The sequence below is a fragment of the Pseudobutyrivibrio sp. C4 genome (assembly GCF_900111635.1).
Classification (GTDB): domain Bacteria; phylum Bacillota; class Clostridia; order Lachnospirales; family Lachnospiraceae; genus Pseudobutyrivibrio; species Pseudobutyrivibrio ruminis.
Genome location: NZ_FOHF01000001.1, coordinates 13,238 through 29,959, shown reverse-complemented (window position 1 = coordinate 29,959; position 16,722 = coordinate 13,238). Strand labels below are relative to the sequence as shown.

Sequence of the window (16,722 nt, the reverse complement as noted above, 5' to 3'; positions counted from 1 at the left end):
TAATCACCAATTAACACTTGTTATGCCAAGAATAACAGCTATTAACACTTCTGCATTTACAACAAACCATCCCATGACATCTCCGGTTATGCCGCCTAGCAGTCTTTTAGCTTTTCTCATATCTATAATTGCTATTTCAATTCCCATTATTGCCATAAAAATGCCATATAAAGGATTTAAATATATGCTAAACAAAATAACTAAGATAAGCTGGATAAGTAATGCTACAAAAACAACCTTATCACTTGCAGTTTTTGCTTCTGTATGTAGCAATCCATCTTCCTTTGCCTTTTTGCAGCGAACAACACAGATGCCACTTAATGCTCTTGAAACAAAAAAACTAAAACACCAAATTGTAAATGCTTCTTTTGACATCAATAAAATCATTGCCAAAAAAAGTATCCCTACCGTAATTACGTTAATTACAGAAAAAGCTCCAATATGTGGGTCCTTTAAAATCTCTAATCGCTTCTCCTTGGTTTGCCATGAACTCATGGCATCTTCCATATCCATGAATCCGTCCAGATGAAAGCCACCTGTTACCCCCAACGGAATGGCGATTGCAAGCAATGCCATCACAAGGCTTGGAATCTGATGTGATTCACAGAAAATATATAGTAAATATTCAAGCCCACCAATTACAGCTCCTACCCATGGGAAAAATATCAGATGATATTTCATATCCTCTGATTCCCAATTGAACTTTGGCATTGGTATTCTCGAATACATGGAAAAAGCCACAATAAATGCTTTTATAATTTTCATAATCTTATTCCTATTCCTACAACTACTTCGTATACTTCTTCTGCAACTGCAGCAAGCTTTCGATTGATAGCACCTAACGCTCTTAAGTACTCTTTTGTACCAACGTCATAGGATATGCCATCTTCAAATACATTGTTTGTAACAATCACAAGAGAAGAAACGCATTCTTCAAGCTCCTTCACATCCGAAAGAATCTTGGCGACGCAAGCATCTGCTGAATTAATCTCGCCATCTCTAAACATTTCATTGGCCACCAGATTAGACATACATTCCAGTAGAACTATTTCTCCATCTAAGTCAGCCTTGTTTGTAGAGAAATCTCCTGAGTCTATATTTTCGATTTCAGATATGGCATTTACGATATCCACATCATGCTCTAAAGTTACAAAGCCTTTGCCTTGCCTGAGATTTCTGTGACGCATGATTCTATCCTTAGCATCATCACTGTGCTTCATAGTCGCAAGGTAATATTTATTTTTATATCCTGTGGAGCAAACAAGGTTCTCTGCATATTCAGATTTACCACTACTGCTTCCACCATAAACTAATGTAATCATTTTGCCTCTGAAAAGTTTTCGTATTGATCAACTCCGGAATCACCGAATTTAAGTGCATCATGAAAAGCTACATCTGCTAGACGAAGACTTGGTACTACCATCACTGCACCTGCCCCTTCGCCAACTGCCATCTTTGCATCGATGACTGGCTCCAAAGAAAGCTTAGATGCAAGCTTCATTGCCACTGGCTCTTTGCTGATATGAGAAGGAATCATGTAATCCTTTGTGTTATCAAGAAGTCTGTCTGCCACTAAAGCAGAAACCATGCTAAGCATTCCATCCAAAATAACCGGGATTTTGTAGAGGGCACCGCCTAAAATCATACCTGTCATTGCAGCCAGCTCCAATCCGCCGAAGTTACTGCAGATTTCTACTGGTGATAATCCACTGTACATTGAAAGCGCCATAGAAACTACTGCGCGCTTCTTACTGAAGGCTTCATCATCAAGACCAGCCCCGCGACCGGTAACAGCCTCTGCATTTAAATCAAGCAAATACCCTGCCATTACAGCAGCCGATGTGGTATTGCCAATCCCCATTTCTCCCACAAGAAGACATGTGAATCCTTGTTCCTTGCTTTCCTTGGCAAGGTCCATACCAACCTGAACAGCTCTGCAGAATTCTTCCACTGACATAGCTGGATGCTTCAGGAAATTACATGTTCCATATTTTACTCGTCTGTTTAATGTGTAGGGAACTTCCTTTGGACTATTTATTCCCACATCAACAGATACAACATCTATACCAAGAGATTTTGCCATTGTGCCAGCAGTTGTAAGACCTTTGCCTATATTAGTGGCACAGATACGTGTAACATCCTGGCTTGTCTGGCTAACGCCTTCCTCAACAACACCATGATCTCCGCAGAACACCACAAGACGCATATGATATAAATCTGGACTTTCAAAACCTTGAATTGCAGCAATTTTTGAATGGATATTTTCAAAAGCTCCAAAGCTATCAATTGGCTTTGAAACTCTGTCCCATTCCTTTTTCATTTTTGCAAAAGCATCTTTGTTGACTGGTTCTAGCTTAATTTTGTTTTCAAGAATGTCGTCAATTAAAAATCTAGTTTCTCCCATAATTTTTCATAGCCTCCACAAAATTTGATACGAACTTAGGATTTGATGGATAGTACAAATGAGCAAAGCCCATGTAACTTCCATTTTTATGATGAATGCATGCCCAAGACCTGCTTCCGGTAGGCTTTGTAGCAACGCAATCCTCACCATTATTATCTGTATCATAATAGTGAAATTCATGCCCCTTTATTTCCATACCACTATTATCATCAATTGTAACATAGCCAAATCGAACCAGCCTGCCAGTCCAATAAGCCTTCCCCTTTAATGCGCCAACCATTTGAAAGCTTGCGCCTTCCTTATCCTGTATTTCATCTAACAAATACATGAATCCGCCGCACTCTGCCAGTGTAGGTATTCCAGATTCCAGGGCTTCTTTAATAGCAGCCTTCATTTGAGCATTTGCCGAAAGCTGTTCGAGATAGTTTTCCGGATATCCGCCTCCTAGCAACAAGCCTGATATATTCTCTGGAAGAGACTTGTCTTTTAAAGGTGAAAACTCTACCAATTCAACGCCATTTTTTTGAAGCATCCTGAGGTTTTCTCTGTAGTAAAAACAAAAAGCTTCATCTCTTGCCACAGCCAGTCTAATAGGATTCGTATTTACGTTATATTCTATTTCACCATGGCTGCCCTTTTCAACCAATTCAATAGCATCACCAGCTATTTTCAAAAGCTCATCCATAGAAATGTTTTCCGCCAAAAGCTCAGCCACTTTGTTTTGCTGTTCTTTTAAGCCTGGAATTTCTTCTGGAAGAACTAATCCTAAATGCCTGCTTGAAACAAGAATCTGACTGTCATTAGGCATCACTCCAAGACATATTATTCCAAGCTCCTCCTCTATGAGAGGCTTTAAAATATTTCCAAAACCTAGCGATGTTTTATTCAGGATTACTGCCTTTATAAGACTATATTTATCGTAATCTAAAAAACCCTTTATCTGAGCCAGCACTGACCTGCCTGCTCCTCGGGCATCAACCACAAGAACAATTGGACATTCCAGGGCATGAGCAACATCGTAGCTAGAGCCCATTTCCTGTATGCCACCAACTCCGTCGAATAACCCCATTACTCCTTCAATAACAGCGATGTCGCCTTCGGCCTCCTCAGCAAAAATAGAAACCGTCTTATGCTTATCCGTAAAGAAGGTGTCTAAATTGCCAGCCGAAATGCCAAGTACCTGCCTGTGATACATAGGATCAATGTAGTCAGGACCGCACTTAAATGAGCAGGGATTCTTCCCTGCATTTTTCAGAGCTTGTAGCAATCCACATGTAATTGTAGTTTTGCCGGACCCGCTATTTGGCGCAGCAATCATTATTCTTGGAATTGTCATTTCGTCTCCAATATCTATAGTGTAAATGTAGCAATGTAAACAGGATTCTGTCCCTGTAATATGTTGTAGTCTCCTGCTTTTTTAGCTTTACTTACTGCAATCTGTACTACATCAACATCATTAAAATTATACTTCTTAATCACAGAATTAATCTCTGCAATAGTCTCGATTGTAACGGAATTGATGACTACCTTAATTGGCTTTTCATACTTCATCAATACCTGCAAAATATCCTCAAGTCTGCCTCCACTTCCGCCAATAAAAACATGGGTTGGTGCTGGCAAATCATGAAGTGAATCTGGTGCGATACCAGAAATCAAATGAACATTTTTCAAACCGAACTTATCAATATTCTTTTGTATAAGCTGGCATGCTTCTGGCTTGAATTCTACTGCGTAAACCTGAACCGATGGATCTAATAATCCCATTTCAACAGCAACAGAACCGCTTCCACTTCCAATGTCGTAGCAAACAGCATTTTTTGTAATCTGCAATTTGCAAATTGAAAGAGCTCTAATCTCTTCCTTGGACATAGGAACTTTATCTCTATCAAAAGCTACATCCAAAAGTCCTGGAGTAAGGACCTTTGCTTCTGGTTTGTTATTTTTAATAAATACAGTGGAAAGTCCATCTTCATTGAAGTTGCCACACTTGTCTATTGAAAGTCTTTGAACCTTTTCATCAGCATAAAGGTTTGTTCCAACAAGTATTGAAAATCTTGGGGTTCCAGCTGTATCCAGATTCTTTAGGATTTCACCTATTGCCCTAACATCCTTACTGCCTGATGTTATGACAAACACTTTTTCATTGTGTTTTATTTGCTCAGTAAGTAAAGGCATCCACAATTCTTCTTCAACACCATGGGTGCTTAGAAGCTTTGCATCCTGCCACGACTCACCAATTCTGGCAGCCAAGGCACTAATTGATGATATTCCAGGTCGAATGTTTGCTTTGAGAAGTGGCTCTTTATCAAGTGCCTCCTTTAGCTTTTTAGCTCCGCTATAGAAGCCTGTGTCTCCTGAAAATAATACAACTGCTTTCTTCGTACCAAACTTTATATCAGCAGCTAGCTCACTTAACTTAGGTACAATATCTTTGGCTAGATAATATGGGAATTTCTTGCTATCGGTTTCTATACCTACAAGCATTCTTGGAGCGCCAAAAATATAATCTGCTTCAAGGATAGCCTGTTCTACTTCTGCTGTAATTGAACCAAATCCCATGCCAAAGCCTGCTAAGGTAACATAGATTTTGGTATCAACTCCCTCTACTACGCCATATTCAGTTGATTTGATTCCAAAAAGCTGAAGTACTTTATCTCTCGTCTCAAAAAGTGAATACCCTTTCACCTTTTCTTCTGGCCTTCTGATGATGTAGGTAGGAATCTGAGCTTTGTTTGCAGCAACAATACGAGCAGCCTCTCCGCTTGCCTTCCCCCCCTCTTTCATTACAAGTACTTTTGCTTCGCTTTCACGCAGAAATGAAAGATTCATTCCTGCCGAAAATGGCCCCTGCATTGCAATGATCTGACTTCCCTTCAGCCCATTTTCACTGCAGATGCGAATACTCTCTTCACTAGGAATCACTCTTGCTATGATTCGTTCTCTTATTGATTCATTTTTGCAAAATACAGCCAGCTCCTTGCTACCTGTTGTAAGGAAAATTTTTCCATTTATTTTTTCTAAAGCAGCGGCGCATTCTTCTGTGGTATCAAAAAATGTGCAGTTGCTGTAATCTACATTTTCTTCATCCCTAACAACTCTGAAAAAAGGTACATCCTTGTATGCGAAAATCGCCGATTCGATTTCCTGCTTGACTACCTCTGCAAAGGGATGTGTGGCATCTATAATGGCATCAGGATTTACCTCAGAAAACAGCTTTGCCATTTCCTTGAAATCCATTCTTCCGCATCTAACCTGGATGTATTCAGAAGACTCAAGCTGTTGCTTGCCATATTCAGTGGCAACGCAATAAACCGAACCAATTTGCTCATGAGCTAATGATTCAGCAAGAATTCTTCCCTCTGTTGTTCCACCAAAAATGATTACCTTTTTCATTAGATTTCATACCCTCTTTTTGTAACTAACTTCCCCTGAATAATTTCACTTTTACTGTTTCCAACAAACACAGTAGTGAACATATTCACCTGAGCATTCTTAAGCTCCTCAAGAGTGCAGACAACAGTTTTTGTGCCATCTCTACCAATATTTTCAACATAGCCACAGGCTCTGTTTTTATCTGCTCCCGCATCCAGCATGATTTGACATGCCTTTTCTAAATAGTCATGTCGCTTTTTGCTTGAAGGATTATAAATTGCAATTGCAAAATCCCCCTGAATTGCAGCTATAAGTCTGCGTTCAATGGTCTCCCATGGTGTAAGTAAATCGCTGAGACTAATTACGCAAAAATCATGATTAATTGGTGCCCCAAGCTGGGCTGCACCTGAGATTGCAGCTGTCACTCCAGGAATAACAGTAATGTCATCTGCAGTGATATTCTGAGACTCATATTCAGGTAATAGCTCGTACATTGGCGCCGCCATACCGTAGACTCCTGCATCTCCACTGCAAATAAAAGCAACTATCTTCCCGTCCTTTGCAAAATCATAGCAGGCTTTACATCTTTCAACTTCCTGTCTCATAGGTGTAGTGAAAAACTCCTTATCAGGGAAATGTTCCTTTACCAAATCAATATATACTGTATATCCAACAATCACATCAGCATTTTTCATAGCCTGATATGCTTCGTCTGTCATCATTTCTTTGTATCCTGGCCCCATGCCAATGATATAAATATGTCCTGTCATTAATCCTCCTGATTAAAACTTTAAGTCTATTGTCTTTCTAGTTGCTGCTGCAAGAGTAATACCATTGTCAGATTTCTTTTCAAGTACTAAGTCTCTACTTGTCAGTCCTGCCCCAAGCACTGCTGCACGCTCACAAACATTTGAAACCCCAACAGTATCTTTTACAAATTCTGAGTCTGGGAAATCTCCATTTATCTGTTCAAGCTCCTTTGATGTGTATGTTAAAAACTTAGCTCCAAAAAACTGAGCAAGCTTTATCAAACCGATTTCATTTTCCTTTACATCGATGGTGGCAATTGCGTAGAGATTTTTCCTGAGATATTCGATGGAATACTCGCAGGTAACATATGTCAGAAGCTCTTTAAAGCTCTTTCCCTTTTTGCATCCCATGCCAAGTACTAATCGCTTTGGTATCAGTGTAAAGCCAGCAGTTGCCTCATCTGAGATAACCACATCAGCCTTTCCCTTTTCTACCAACTCCACCTCTTTAGGAACCTGGCCTACAATATTGTTGTCTATCTTTGTTTTGATTGATATCTTTCCACCGTTTAAAACCTTTTTGGAGATATCCTTTATTCCATCTTTATTTATTATCTTTAATCCATTGTCTCTAGCAAATACATCTACTGCAAACAGATTGTTGATATCTGTAGCCGTTGTAATAATAAGCCCAGCATCAAGTGCTGCTGCAATGGTAGCTGCTAAATCATTTGCCATGCCAAAATGGCCCGACAAAATAGGAATAACATTTCTTCCAAGCTCATCAATAACAATTACCGGACTGTCGGAAAGCTTGTTTGTAACATATGGAGCAATTGTTCTAACTGCTATGCCTGTTGCGCATATAAAAACAAGCGGAATATGCCCTTCAAAGGCTTCTCTTGTCCATATGGACAAATCCATATCTTCAGGCTTTTCTTCAATGATTAAATCCTTGCAGCCAGCCTTAAGCTTTTCAAAAGTACATTTTCCGTTTTTTGTAAAATAGGTAACCCCAACAATAAGCTTAATACTCATCCTAACTCCTTGCTTTTCTAAACCCTGTCTCGAAGTCTGCTGAATACAATTTTGATAACGCATATCCGGATTTAGAAATAACATCCCCTACTAAAACTACTGCTAAATTTTTGATACCATTTGCATCTGCTGTTTCAGCTAAAGTACCTACTGTACAAATGAATTTCTTTTCATCTGGCCAAGATGCCTTGTACACTATGGCAGCAGGTGTATCCTTTGAGTACCCTCCCTCAATAAGACGCTTTGAAAGCTCATCCATCATTCCACTGCTAAGATATATGGCCATTGATGCGCCATGTGCCGCAAAGCTTTCGATTGATTCCTTTTTAGGAACTGGAGTCCTACCTTCCATTCTTGTAATAATAAGAGACTGACTAATCTCTGGAAGTGTATATTCAAGATTCAAACTAGCTGCTGCACCAAAGCATGCACTAACACCTGGGCAGCTTTCATAGGAAAGCCCCTTTTCATCCAGCACATGCATCTGCTCCTGAACGGCACCATAGATGCTTGGCTCTCCAGTGTGAAGTCGAACTACGTTTTTACCTTCCTCTGTGGCCTTTACCATCACATCCATAACTTCATCCAATGTCATGGTGGCACTATTAAATATTTGGCAGTCCTCACTAGCGTAATCCAGTAACTGTGGATTAACAAGTGATCCCGCATATACGATAACATCAGCACTCTTTAAAAGATTCATACCTCTTACAGTAATTAAGTCTGCTGCACCGCATCCTGCTCCAACAAAATAAATCATCTAATCTCCTCTAATATAGCTTTGGCCCTTTCTGATTCTGCCAATAAGCCAAACTCATTTGAATATAAAATACATTGGATTTTTATACGACCTTGTGCTCTAAAGTTCAGATAGAACAAAATCTTCTCAAGTACAATATCCATGGTCTCCTTCAAAAGACCTGCATTCTCTATTACGTGTAATGCCTCTTCTGTATTAAGGCAATCTAATATCTTGATAGCTACTGCTGCATCCGCGCCTGCTCGTATAGCACAGCTGGCAAGAATCTCCATTCGTGAATCTGCCTCATGTGAATGGGTATTCATTATTCCGCCGGCAACCTTTACAAGCTTACCTATGTGTCCTGTAATAAGCATTGTTTCAAATCCCAGGTCACAAACCATATCAACAGTCTCACCAATAAAATTGGAACACTTTACACTTTTATCAAGATCATACCCATAATTATCGGCCATAAACTTTAGACCATAGTTGCCTGGGGTTACAATTGCATCTTTCATACCAAGAGCCTTCTTTTGATTGAGCTCTACCTTAATAGTATCTATCAATGCCTTTGAACTCATAGGCTCTACTATTCCTGTTGTACCAAGTATGGATATTCCTCCAACAATACCAAGCCTTGGGTTGAAGGTCTTGTTTGCCAGCTCTTCTCCTTCTGGCACCGATATTATTATCTTTAAACATCCATTGAAGTCTAGAAGCTTACATACCTCTGATACTTCTTTTATTATCATTTCCCTTGGGACATGGTTGATTGCTGCATTGCCTACCGGTTGGTCCAGCCCTGGCAAGGTAACTCTTCCTACCCCCACGCCTCCATCAATAATGATAGAGAGGCTGGAATCAGTACTGCATTCCGTTCCCTTATCCTCAATAGATACTGCTGCAACCACATGACTACCTGTTGTAACATCTGGATCATCTCCACCATCCTTTACAACACTGCAGCTCACCTGATTCTCATTTAAAGCAATGTCTACTATATCTGCATCAAACATTATCTTTGCAGGAGTCTCTATACTTATTTTTTCTTTTTTAGTTCCTGTTAAAAGCATATATGTAGCTGCCTTTGCTGCTGCAGCTGCACAGCTTCCTGTGGTAAAGCCTTTTTTCATTCTTCACCTCAATTTATTATTTATCTATATTATACAGTATGGCATTTACGATAGCCGCCGCTATGTTACTGCCGCCCTTTCTGCCTTCGTTAATAATGTATGGCACATCTGAATTTAAGAATAGTTCTTTGGCTGCAACCACATTAACGAACCCTACTGGCACTCCTATTACAAACTCTGGAGTGAATTTGCCTTCTGTCATTTGCTCATACAAGGATATTAATGCTGTAGGTGCATTGCCTATTGCAAATATTACCGGTACATTTAAACTGGCAGCTCGTTCCATAGATACAGTGGCACGGGTAACCTGACGTTCCTTTGCTTCCTTAGCCACATCCTCATCTGCCATAAAGCAATGAACCAGCCCGCCATATTCTGCTAGACGTTTTTTATTAATACCTGACAAAGCCATATTGGTGTCTGTAACTATATGAGCACCATTTCGTATTAGCTCTTTTGCTTTTTCTATTGCACCATCTGAGTAGCGCATAGTGTTGGCATAATCAAAGTCTGCACTAGTATGTATCACTCTTTTTGTGATAGGTTCCTGCTCCTTATCTAAAGTGATACCCATATCCTGTAACTCTTTACCTATTATTTCAAAACTGCGTTTTTCTATTTCCGTTGGTAAAACGTATTCTATCTCCATATATTTACCTGCTTTACTTAATAAGACTATATATAAAATCCATGTCCAAATTATTTCTTACAACATCTGCAAGCTTATCGTACTCAGCTTCCTTTATTGCATTAAAATCATAATCCTGAGCCTGGAGCACAACTCCTTTTTTTGACGCAAGCGCCTCTACCAGCCTGTATGCCAAATCTCCATTATCGAAAATACCATGTACGTAGGTTCCAAGGATGTTGCCATTTTGTACAAGGATGATATTCCCCTCATCATCTCGCTCTACCAAATCAGGAGACTCTTCCTTAGAAAAAGTATCTTCTATAGCATCATAATCTATGTTTGTTATACCATTGTGAATCTCATAGCCTATGAACTCTTCACCTGATAATGATTCATAGATACCTGTAAGGTCATCAAAGCAATCTTCTGTCTGAGAGCGATGCTTAGCTGACTGTAATGTGGTTATTAGAGGAAGCAATCCTAAGCCTCTGATTGAAGATAATGCAAGCCCATCCTCTGATTCATTCTCCACACCATCTGGATCCAATATGGTATTTCCCATCATTTGGAAGCCACCGCATATTCCAACAACTGGACCATTTACAGAGAAACGATTAATTGCAGCTTCCATTCCCGATTCTCTCATCCACTTCATATCAGAAATGGTATTCTTGCTACCAGGGATAATAACTAAATCCGCCCCTTCTATCTCTCTAGGATTATTTACAAACCTAACCTTTACTCCATTAATGCTTTCAAATGGAGCAACATCTGTGAAATTTGAAATTCTAGGAAGTCGAATAACCGCTATATCTATTAAAGACTCCGAGCTGCTATCCCATTTATTATCAAGCCTCTCGCTAAGGCTATCCTCATCATCTATCATAAGATGAACATATGGAACTGTACCTACTACCGGCACCTTTCCCATATCCTCTATCATAGTGATTCCTGAATCTAGTAAGCTCTTGTCCCCTCTAAACTTATTTATTACAAGGCCCTTTACTCTGGCCCTTTCATCCTTTTCCAAAAGCTCTAGTGTGCCAAGGAGCTGCGCAAATACACCACCTCTATCTATATCGCCAACAAGGATAACTGGTGCATCCACAAGCTTTGCCATGCCCATATTCACAATATCATCTGATTTCAGATTGATTTCTGCTGGGCTGCCTGCCCCTTCTATTACAATTACATCTGCCCACTCTTGAAGCTTATTGTAGGCAGTCATAATATCTGGCACTAACTGCTTTTTGTATGCAAAGTAGTCTCTGGCACTCATGTTGCCAACTACCTCACCATTTACGATGACCTGTGAGCCTACATCATTTGTTGGTTTGAGCAGTATAGGGTTCATATATACGCTAGGAGCAACCCCTGCACATTCTGCCTGCATAGCCTGGGCTCTGCCAAGCTCCAACCCATCAGCTGTAACAAAAGAGTTTAGAGCCATGTTCTGAGATTTAAAAGGTGCAACTTTTAATCCGTCCTGTGCAAAGACTCTACATAGTCCCCCTACAAGCAAGCTTTTACCTACATTTGACATAGTCCCCTGGACCATTATTACTTTTGACATATCAACCTCTCAAGAGCCTGGGCATACTGCCACAAGCCGTCTGCCATAATCTTTCCTTCGCCTGGTGCCATGCCATACATAACTTCAAGATTTTCTCCCGTGAGAATCTCCTTAGGCGAACCTATTTTATAAACACTATTATCGTATATACCAATTACCGCATCTGCTATTGCCGGTACAAATTCCAGTTCATGGATGGACATTACCACTGCTTTGTTCTGCTCCTTGGCAAGCCTTCTAATAATAGATAGAATATCTAGCTTAAACTGAATATCCAAAAAGGAAGTAGGCTCGTCCAAAATCATAATATCCGTATCCTGACATATTGCTCTCGCAAGCATTACTCGCTGTCGTTGGCCATCACTGACTTTGGAAAAATCTACATTTACTATGGCTTCTGCGCCAACTAGCTTTATGGCATATGCGATAGCTTCTCTGTCATCATCACTGAGAATTCCCAGTCTACCTGTATATGGATAACGGCCAGTGGCCACCACATCGTAGCAGGACATAAGCTCTGGATGAATTCGTTCTGTAGTAACCATAGAAACCTTTTTTGCCATAGCTTCCTCGTTAATCTCAGAATCATCCATATCGCAAATGCGAATATTTCCATCAAGCTTATTAAGCTGTCTTGTAATTGTTTTTAATATTGTTGATTTGCCTGCTCCGTTTGCTCCAACTACCGCTATTATCTCCCCAGCCTTTACATCAAAAGAAACCTGCTTTACAACAGGCTGTCCTTTTTTATATCCCACATCAAGGGCTATCGTACTAAGTTTTTTATCCACGGCTTAGAGCCCTCCTAGCAACCAACATATAAATAACAACTGGAGCAAGAAATACAGCAGTCACTGCACTGATACTTACCTCAGTAGGTGCAAATGCAGTACGTGCTATACAATCGCAAAGTAAAGTAATTATGGCTCCTCCCATAAAGCATGCAGGAATCATAATTAAAGGCTTTGCTGTCTTCATTGCACCTCTCATAATATGAGGTACTGCAATACCAACAAATGAAATTGGTCCAGCAAATGCTGTTACGGTTGCCGATAAAATACTAGAAAGTAAAATCAATACAACTCTAAGGTATTTGATATTAACGCCCATATTTCTGGCGTAGGCTTCACCAAGCTGATATGCCCCAATTGGCTTTGACATAACAAATGAAAGCACTAAAGTCACTGTAACAATGATTGCAGATATAATTACATGCTCCCAGCTTATACCTGAAAAGCTACCAAGTGACCAGTTATGCAGATTGACGATATTTGAATCATTTGCAAATGTAATAATAAACTCTGTTACCGCAGAGCAAATATATCCAATCATTACTCCACATACCACTAACAGTGACATGTTTCTAACCTTGCCTGCCAACAGCATTACTATTCCCATTGCAATGATAGAGCCTACGAATGCAGCAACCACCATAATAAGGGAGCTTATATAAACTCCCTGTCCAACCAAAACAACCATGCAAATGGCAACAAATAACTTTGCTCCTGATGAAATTCCAAGTACATATGGACCGGCAATAGGATTGCCAAAGAAAATCTGAAGTAAATATCCAGATACTGAAAGTGCACCCCCTAGAATTACTGCAGCAATAATTCTAGGAAGTCTTATTGATATGATAATTTTTCCAAACTGAACATCGCCTGGAGATATCAGGGATTTGATAATCTCACTAACGGTAATATCCGCACTGCCAACTCCAAGACTAAAAATAAAGCAAATTAATAATAGTAATGCCATTGAAATAAAAAGGCATGTGAATCTCTTTTTTTCTGAGTTCATAGCTACTCCTTCAGTTTGTAAAAACATTCTCCCGATTTGTAGGAATCTGTAAGTATTAAATGCAGCTCCTCTATAAATTCTGCCACACTTGTGGTCTTTTGGAAATAGCCTTCCCTTAAACAGTAAACATTTTTATTCTTAACGGCTTTAAAATCTGCTAAGGATGGTGCAGATGCAATTAAATCATCTACACTTTCAAGCTCTCCCTCTATTGTGCTGTTATAAATAAGAATATCAGCATCTACTGCCCCAATATAAAAATCCTCCATTGATATCTTCATAGTTGATAGAGCATCTTCAGAATTAGAAAGATTCTCTGGCACATAGGTGCCACCTGCCATATCTATCATGGAAGAAATATAGTCACCATTTTTTCTAACTGTAATCTGACCATTGGAATTTACAGAAAAGAATGCAACTGTAAGTCCAGTCTCCTCCATATCCATAACAGCCTTTGTACGGGCAACCTGAGCATCGAATACCTCTGTTGCAGCATCAAGCTTGCCATACAACACTCCATAAAGCTTTATCCACTCAAGTCTTCCTAAAGGTGATGTCTCGTAGCTTGAAGTCTCGACCATCACTGGGATTCCCAGACTTTCAAGCTTTTCCTTCACTTCTGGATTGTGGTATATCATGGTGTTTTCTATAGCAAAATTGCAACCATCTGATACAAGTAACTCATAATCAGGAGCAGAATACTTTCCTGCATATAAAATATCACCTGCTTTAATAGCAGACGCAGCCTCATCTATGTACCAATCCTTTGAATCAGTGCCAGAAAACTTAATGCTATCAAGGCTGTCTGTATTAACTATCAAATCCATTACTGATGTGGAAACAAGATATGTTTTATCAATATTTGAAAGGACATGGATGTTATCTGATAATCCATAAATCTCTGCATCAGAATCCTGTAATGGTCTCAAGAAATACTGATTAACACTTGCACCTGTTATTGTTATAAATGCGTACTCTCCATTGCTGTCGTCGGTATAATAATCAACAGTAAAATCCTTAGCGTAATCCAGCTCAAGTGATTCTTTAAATTTAAGATTGCCTAAGCTGTAGGAATCATCCAAATCTGCTTTTGTAGCTGTAGATTCTTTTGTTCCACTTTCCACCTCTTCACCAGGAGCATAAACGGTCAGTTCATACTCTATCTCATGAGGAGTGCTCATAGCTGTAGTGTCACCGATTACAATAAAAGGCTCATCAAACTCCGAAAATGGTATCGTAAATACGGAATTCTCATCTACTGCTGCTTCATTATCGTATTTGACATCATCAACCAGCATGTAGTCATAGTGAGAGCTTGACCATACAAGCTGAACAGTCTTTTCCTCTCCCTCCACTAAAACTGTGGCAGGAGATTCTACAGTAGCTTTTCCGCTTCCGCCGGTAAGAGTAACATTACAGCTATACTCACCATCTGTAATCTCATTTGTTGTATTTTCTATTTCGTTACTATTAAAAAAGCTGCAGGCTGTTAAATTAATAGCCAGCACTGCAGCAAAAATGAATTTCTTTTTCATAAATTATTATTCTGCTAATTCAGGGTTTGAAACTGAAACCTTGTGGTCATACCATGTTCCCTTTTCTCCTAAAATAGCTAAATCAAATTCCTTATCTAATGCTTCTACAGGAATATCGAAACCGTAAACAGTCTCTGTTGTTCCATCTGAATATGTTACCTCATCCTCTGTTGGCTGAAGCCAGTTAGCTTCATCATTTTCTGCATCTGCAGCTGTACCAAGATAAAGGTTAACAATCTTCTTTGAAACTAATGAAATATGGATAGACATCTTACCATTCTTAACTGTAAGCTCACCCTTACCATTTTCTGCTTCATTTACATGAAACATGCTGCTGTCTGTTGTAAAGTCAGCAAGATATGTCTCGCCTTCCTTAAGCTCATCTGTATGTGCAGACTCTACTGGCTCAACACCTGTTGCATCAGATGTGTGCTGAACGTAGATAGCCTGAACATCTGCAATTTCGCCAAGGCCTGCAATCTGGCACTCTACAGATTCAAATGAACCATCTGCCTCAAACATTGACTTCCATGAATCCTCATCGTCACCAGCCATATCGTTGTTTGCATGATCACCAGCAACAACCATAAGTGGACGAAGAACAACCTTTGTGTAACCAGCTTCCTTAACTGCAGCAATAATGTTCTCGCAAGAAGTCTCTTCTGGCTCACCCTCTACAGTACCGATAAATACGTTTTCATAGCCAAGCTTGTCCATCTGTGTCTGCATCTGGCTGTATGTAACCTTTGCAGTGTGGCTTGTACCGTGTCCCATGAATACAAATGCAACACCATCTTCAGCTGCTGCTTCTCTGCTTTCGAAACCACCATCAGCAACTGCCTCAGCTGTAATAGCCTTTGCAACTGTTTCCTTATCTGCATTTACTTCTGTAGCATCTGCTCCTACTTCACCAAGAAGTGGCTCAGCAATCTTTACAGATTCAAACTTATCAGCATATTCTTCAACTGCTGCTGTTAATTCATCATACTCAGCGCCGTGCATCAAATGTGTTGGTTGAACAACAAGGTTCTTAACACCATTTGCAACTGCTCTTTCAAGAGCCTGCTCTACATTATCTATCTTTTCATTATCGCGAGCCTGAATGTGGTTGATAATGATCTGTGCTGTAAATGCACGTCTTACTGACCAGTCAGGATATGCTGCTGCGATAGCCTTTTCAACTCCACCAATATCAGCAACACGGCTATCATTAAATGAAGTACCAAAGCTTACAACAAGAATTTCATTCTCACCAATATCATCCTGATTTAAAGGATCATCCTTAGAAGCATCACCTGTATCTCTTCCGAAGTAATCAGGGTCTGCATACTCACCCTCTACAAGCTCCTTCTGAGCATCTGTAAGAGCATCCCAAGCTTCCTTTGCAGCTGCACACTGTGCATCTGTCTCATCTGTTCTTTCCTGGACATAGATTGCGTCAATAAGTGCTGCTACGTTATCTGCTGCAGCCTGATCATCAACCTCCTCTGTCTCTGCACTTTCTTCTGTAGTTTCAGCTACATCAGCAGTCTTACCACAAGCTGCAAATACAAATGCTGCTGACATGAAAAGTGCTAAAATCTGTAAACTTCTCTTTTTCATGATTTCCTCCTATAAAACCGTTCCAATTAATAACCTGCAAGGAAACTCACGAAAATAAAAAGACTGCCAACGGCAGTCTCTAATCAATCAAAACACAAAAACATGAGGCAATTAGCCTCTCGGATTCATGCGAATAATGATTC

The 16,722-nt window shown here is 39.8% G+C and carries 15 protein-coding genes; all 15 read right to left on the bottom strand.

The annotated features are described in order from the left end of the window. Positions 1-3 precede the first annotated feature (3 nt). Genes BMY66_RS00120 through BMY66_RS00050 form a run of 15 tightly spaced genes read right to left on the bottom strand, consistent with a single transcriptional unit; the run spans position 4 to position 16,579 of the window. Entirely contained in the window at positions 4-765 is a 762-nt protein-coding gene (locus BMY66_RS00120; RefSeq protein WP_090393730.1) for an adenosylcobinamide-GDP ribazoletransferase, read from the bottom strand. Next, positions 762-1,322: a bifunctional adenosylcobinamide kinase/adenosylcobinamide-phosphate guanylyltransferase gene (locus BMY66_RS00115; protein ID WP_090393729.1), complete on the bottom strand. Its 561-nt coding sequence runs from the start codon at positions 1,320-1,322 to the stop codon at positions 762-764. The genes BMY66_RS00120 and BMY66_RS00115 overlap by 4 nt, the downstream gene beginning before the upstream one ends. After that, on the bottom strand, positions 1,319-2,404 hold the full coding sequence (locus BMY66_RS00110; RefSeq protein WP_044937688.1) for a nicotinate-nucleotide--dimethylbenzimidazole phosphoribosyltransferase: 1,086 nt from the start codon (positions 2,402-2,404) through the stop codon (positions 1,319-1,321). The genes BMY66_RS00115 and BMY66_RS00110 overlap by 4 nt, the downstream gene beginning before the upstream one ends. After that, on the bottom strand, positions 2,391-3,740 hold the full coding sequence (locus BMY66_RS00105; RefSeq protein ID WP_090393728.1) for a cobyrinate a,c-diamide synthase: 1,350 nt from the start codon (positions 3,738-3,740) through the stop codon (positions 2,391-2,393). Before BMY66_RS00105 ends, BMY66_RS00110 begins: the two co-directional genes overlap by 14 nt. 14 nt (positions 3,741-3,754) lie before the next feature. Further along, positions 3,755-5,797: a precorrin-6A reductase gene (cobK, locus tag BMY66_RS00100; protein ID WP_090393727.1), complete on the bottom strand. Its 2,043-nt coding sequence runs from the start codon at positions 5,795-5,797 to the stop codon at positions 3,755-3,757. Then, positions 5,797-6,546, bottom strand: a complete 750-nt coding sequence (gene cobJ / locus BMY66_RS00095; protein WP_090393726.1) for a precorrin-3B C(17)-methyltransferase — start codon at positions 6,544-6,546, stop codon at positions 5,797-5,799. The genes cobK and cobJ overlap by 1 nt, the downstream gene beginning before the upstream one ends. 12 nt (positions 6,547-6,558) lie before the next feature. Beyond that, positions 6,559-7,563, bottom strand: coding sequence for a cobalt-precorrin 5A hydrolase (locus BMY66_RS00090; RefSeq protein WP_177175542.1), 1,005 nt, complete (start codon positions 7,561-7,563; stop codon positions 6,559-6,561). Position 7,564: 1 nt separating this feature from the next. Then, positions 7,565-8,323 (bottom strand): precorrin-4 C(11)-methyltransferase, encoded by a 759-nt coding sequence (gene cobM, locus BMY66_RS00085; protein WP_044937678.1) that lies wholly within the window; start codon positions 8,321-8,323, stop codon positions 7,565-7,567. Continuing rightward, on the bottom strand, positions 8,320-9,438 hold the full coding sequence (cbiD, locus tag BMY66_RS00080) for a cobalt-precorrin-5B (C(1))-methyltransferase CbiD (protein ID WP_090393724.1): 1,119 nt from the start codon (positions 9,436-9,438) through the stop codon (positions 8,320-8,322). Before cbiD ends, cobM begins: the two co-directional genes overlap by 4 nt. A gap of 16 nt (positions 9,439-9,454) precedes the next feature. Then, complete coding sequence (locus BMY66_RS00075; RefSeq protein WP_090393723.1) at positions 9,455-10,087, bottom strand: precorrin-8X methylmutase; 633 nt, start codon at positions 10,085-10,087, stop codon at positions 9,455-9,457. 13 nt (positions 10,088-10,100) lie between these two features. Continuing rightward, positions 10,101-11,642: a cobyric acid synthase gene (locus BMY66_RS00070; protein ID WP_090393722.1), complete on the bottom strand. Its 1,542-nt coding sequence runs from the start codon at positions 11,640-11,642 to the stop codon at positions 10,101-10,103. After that, positions 11,630-12,433, bottom strand: a complete 804-nt coding sequence (locus BMY66_RS00065) for an ABC transporter ATP-binding protein (protein ID WP_090393721.1) — start codon at positions 12,431-12,433, stop codon at positions 11,630-11,632. The genes BMY66_RS00070 and BMY66_RS00065 overlap by 13 nt, the downstream gene beginning before the upstream one ends. After that, entirely contained in the window at positions 12,426-13,442 is a 1,017-nt protein-coding gene (locus tag BMY66_RS00060) for a FecCD family ABC transporter permease (protein WP_090393720.1), read from the bottom strand. The genes BMY66_RS00065 and BMY66_RS00060 overlap by 8 nt, the downstream gene beginning before the upstream one ends. 2 nt (positions 13,443-13,444) lie before the next feature. Further along, positions 13,445-14,977, bottom strand: a complete 1,533-nt coding sequence (locus BMY66_RS00055; protein ID WP_090393719.1) for an ABC transporter substrate-binding protein — start codon at positions 14,975-14,977, stop codon at positions 13,445-13,447. Positions 14,978-14,983: 6 nt separating this feature from the next. After that, positions 14,984-16,579 (bottom strand): sirohydrochlorin cobaltochelatase, encoded by a 1,596-nt coding sequence (locus tag BMY66_RS00050; protein WP_090393718.1) that lies wholly within the window; start codon positions 16,577-16,579, stop codon positions 14,984-14,986. Between the last annotated feature and the right edge of the window lie 143 nt (positions 16,580-16,722).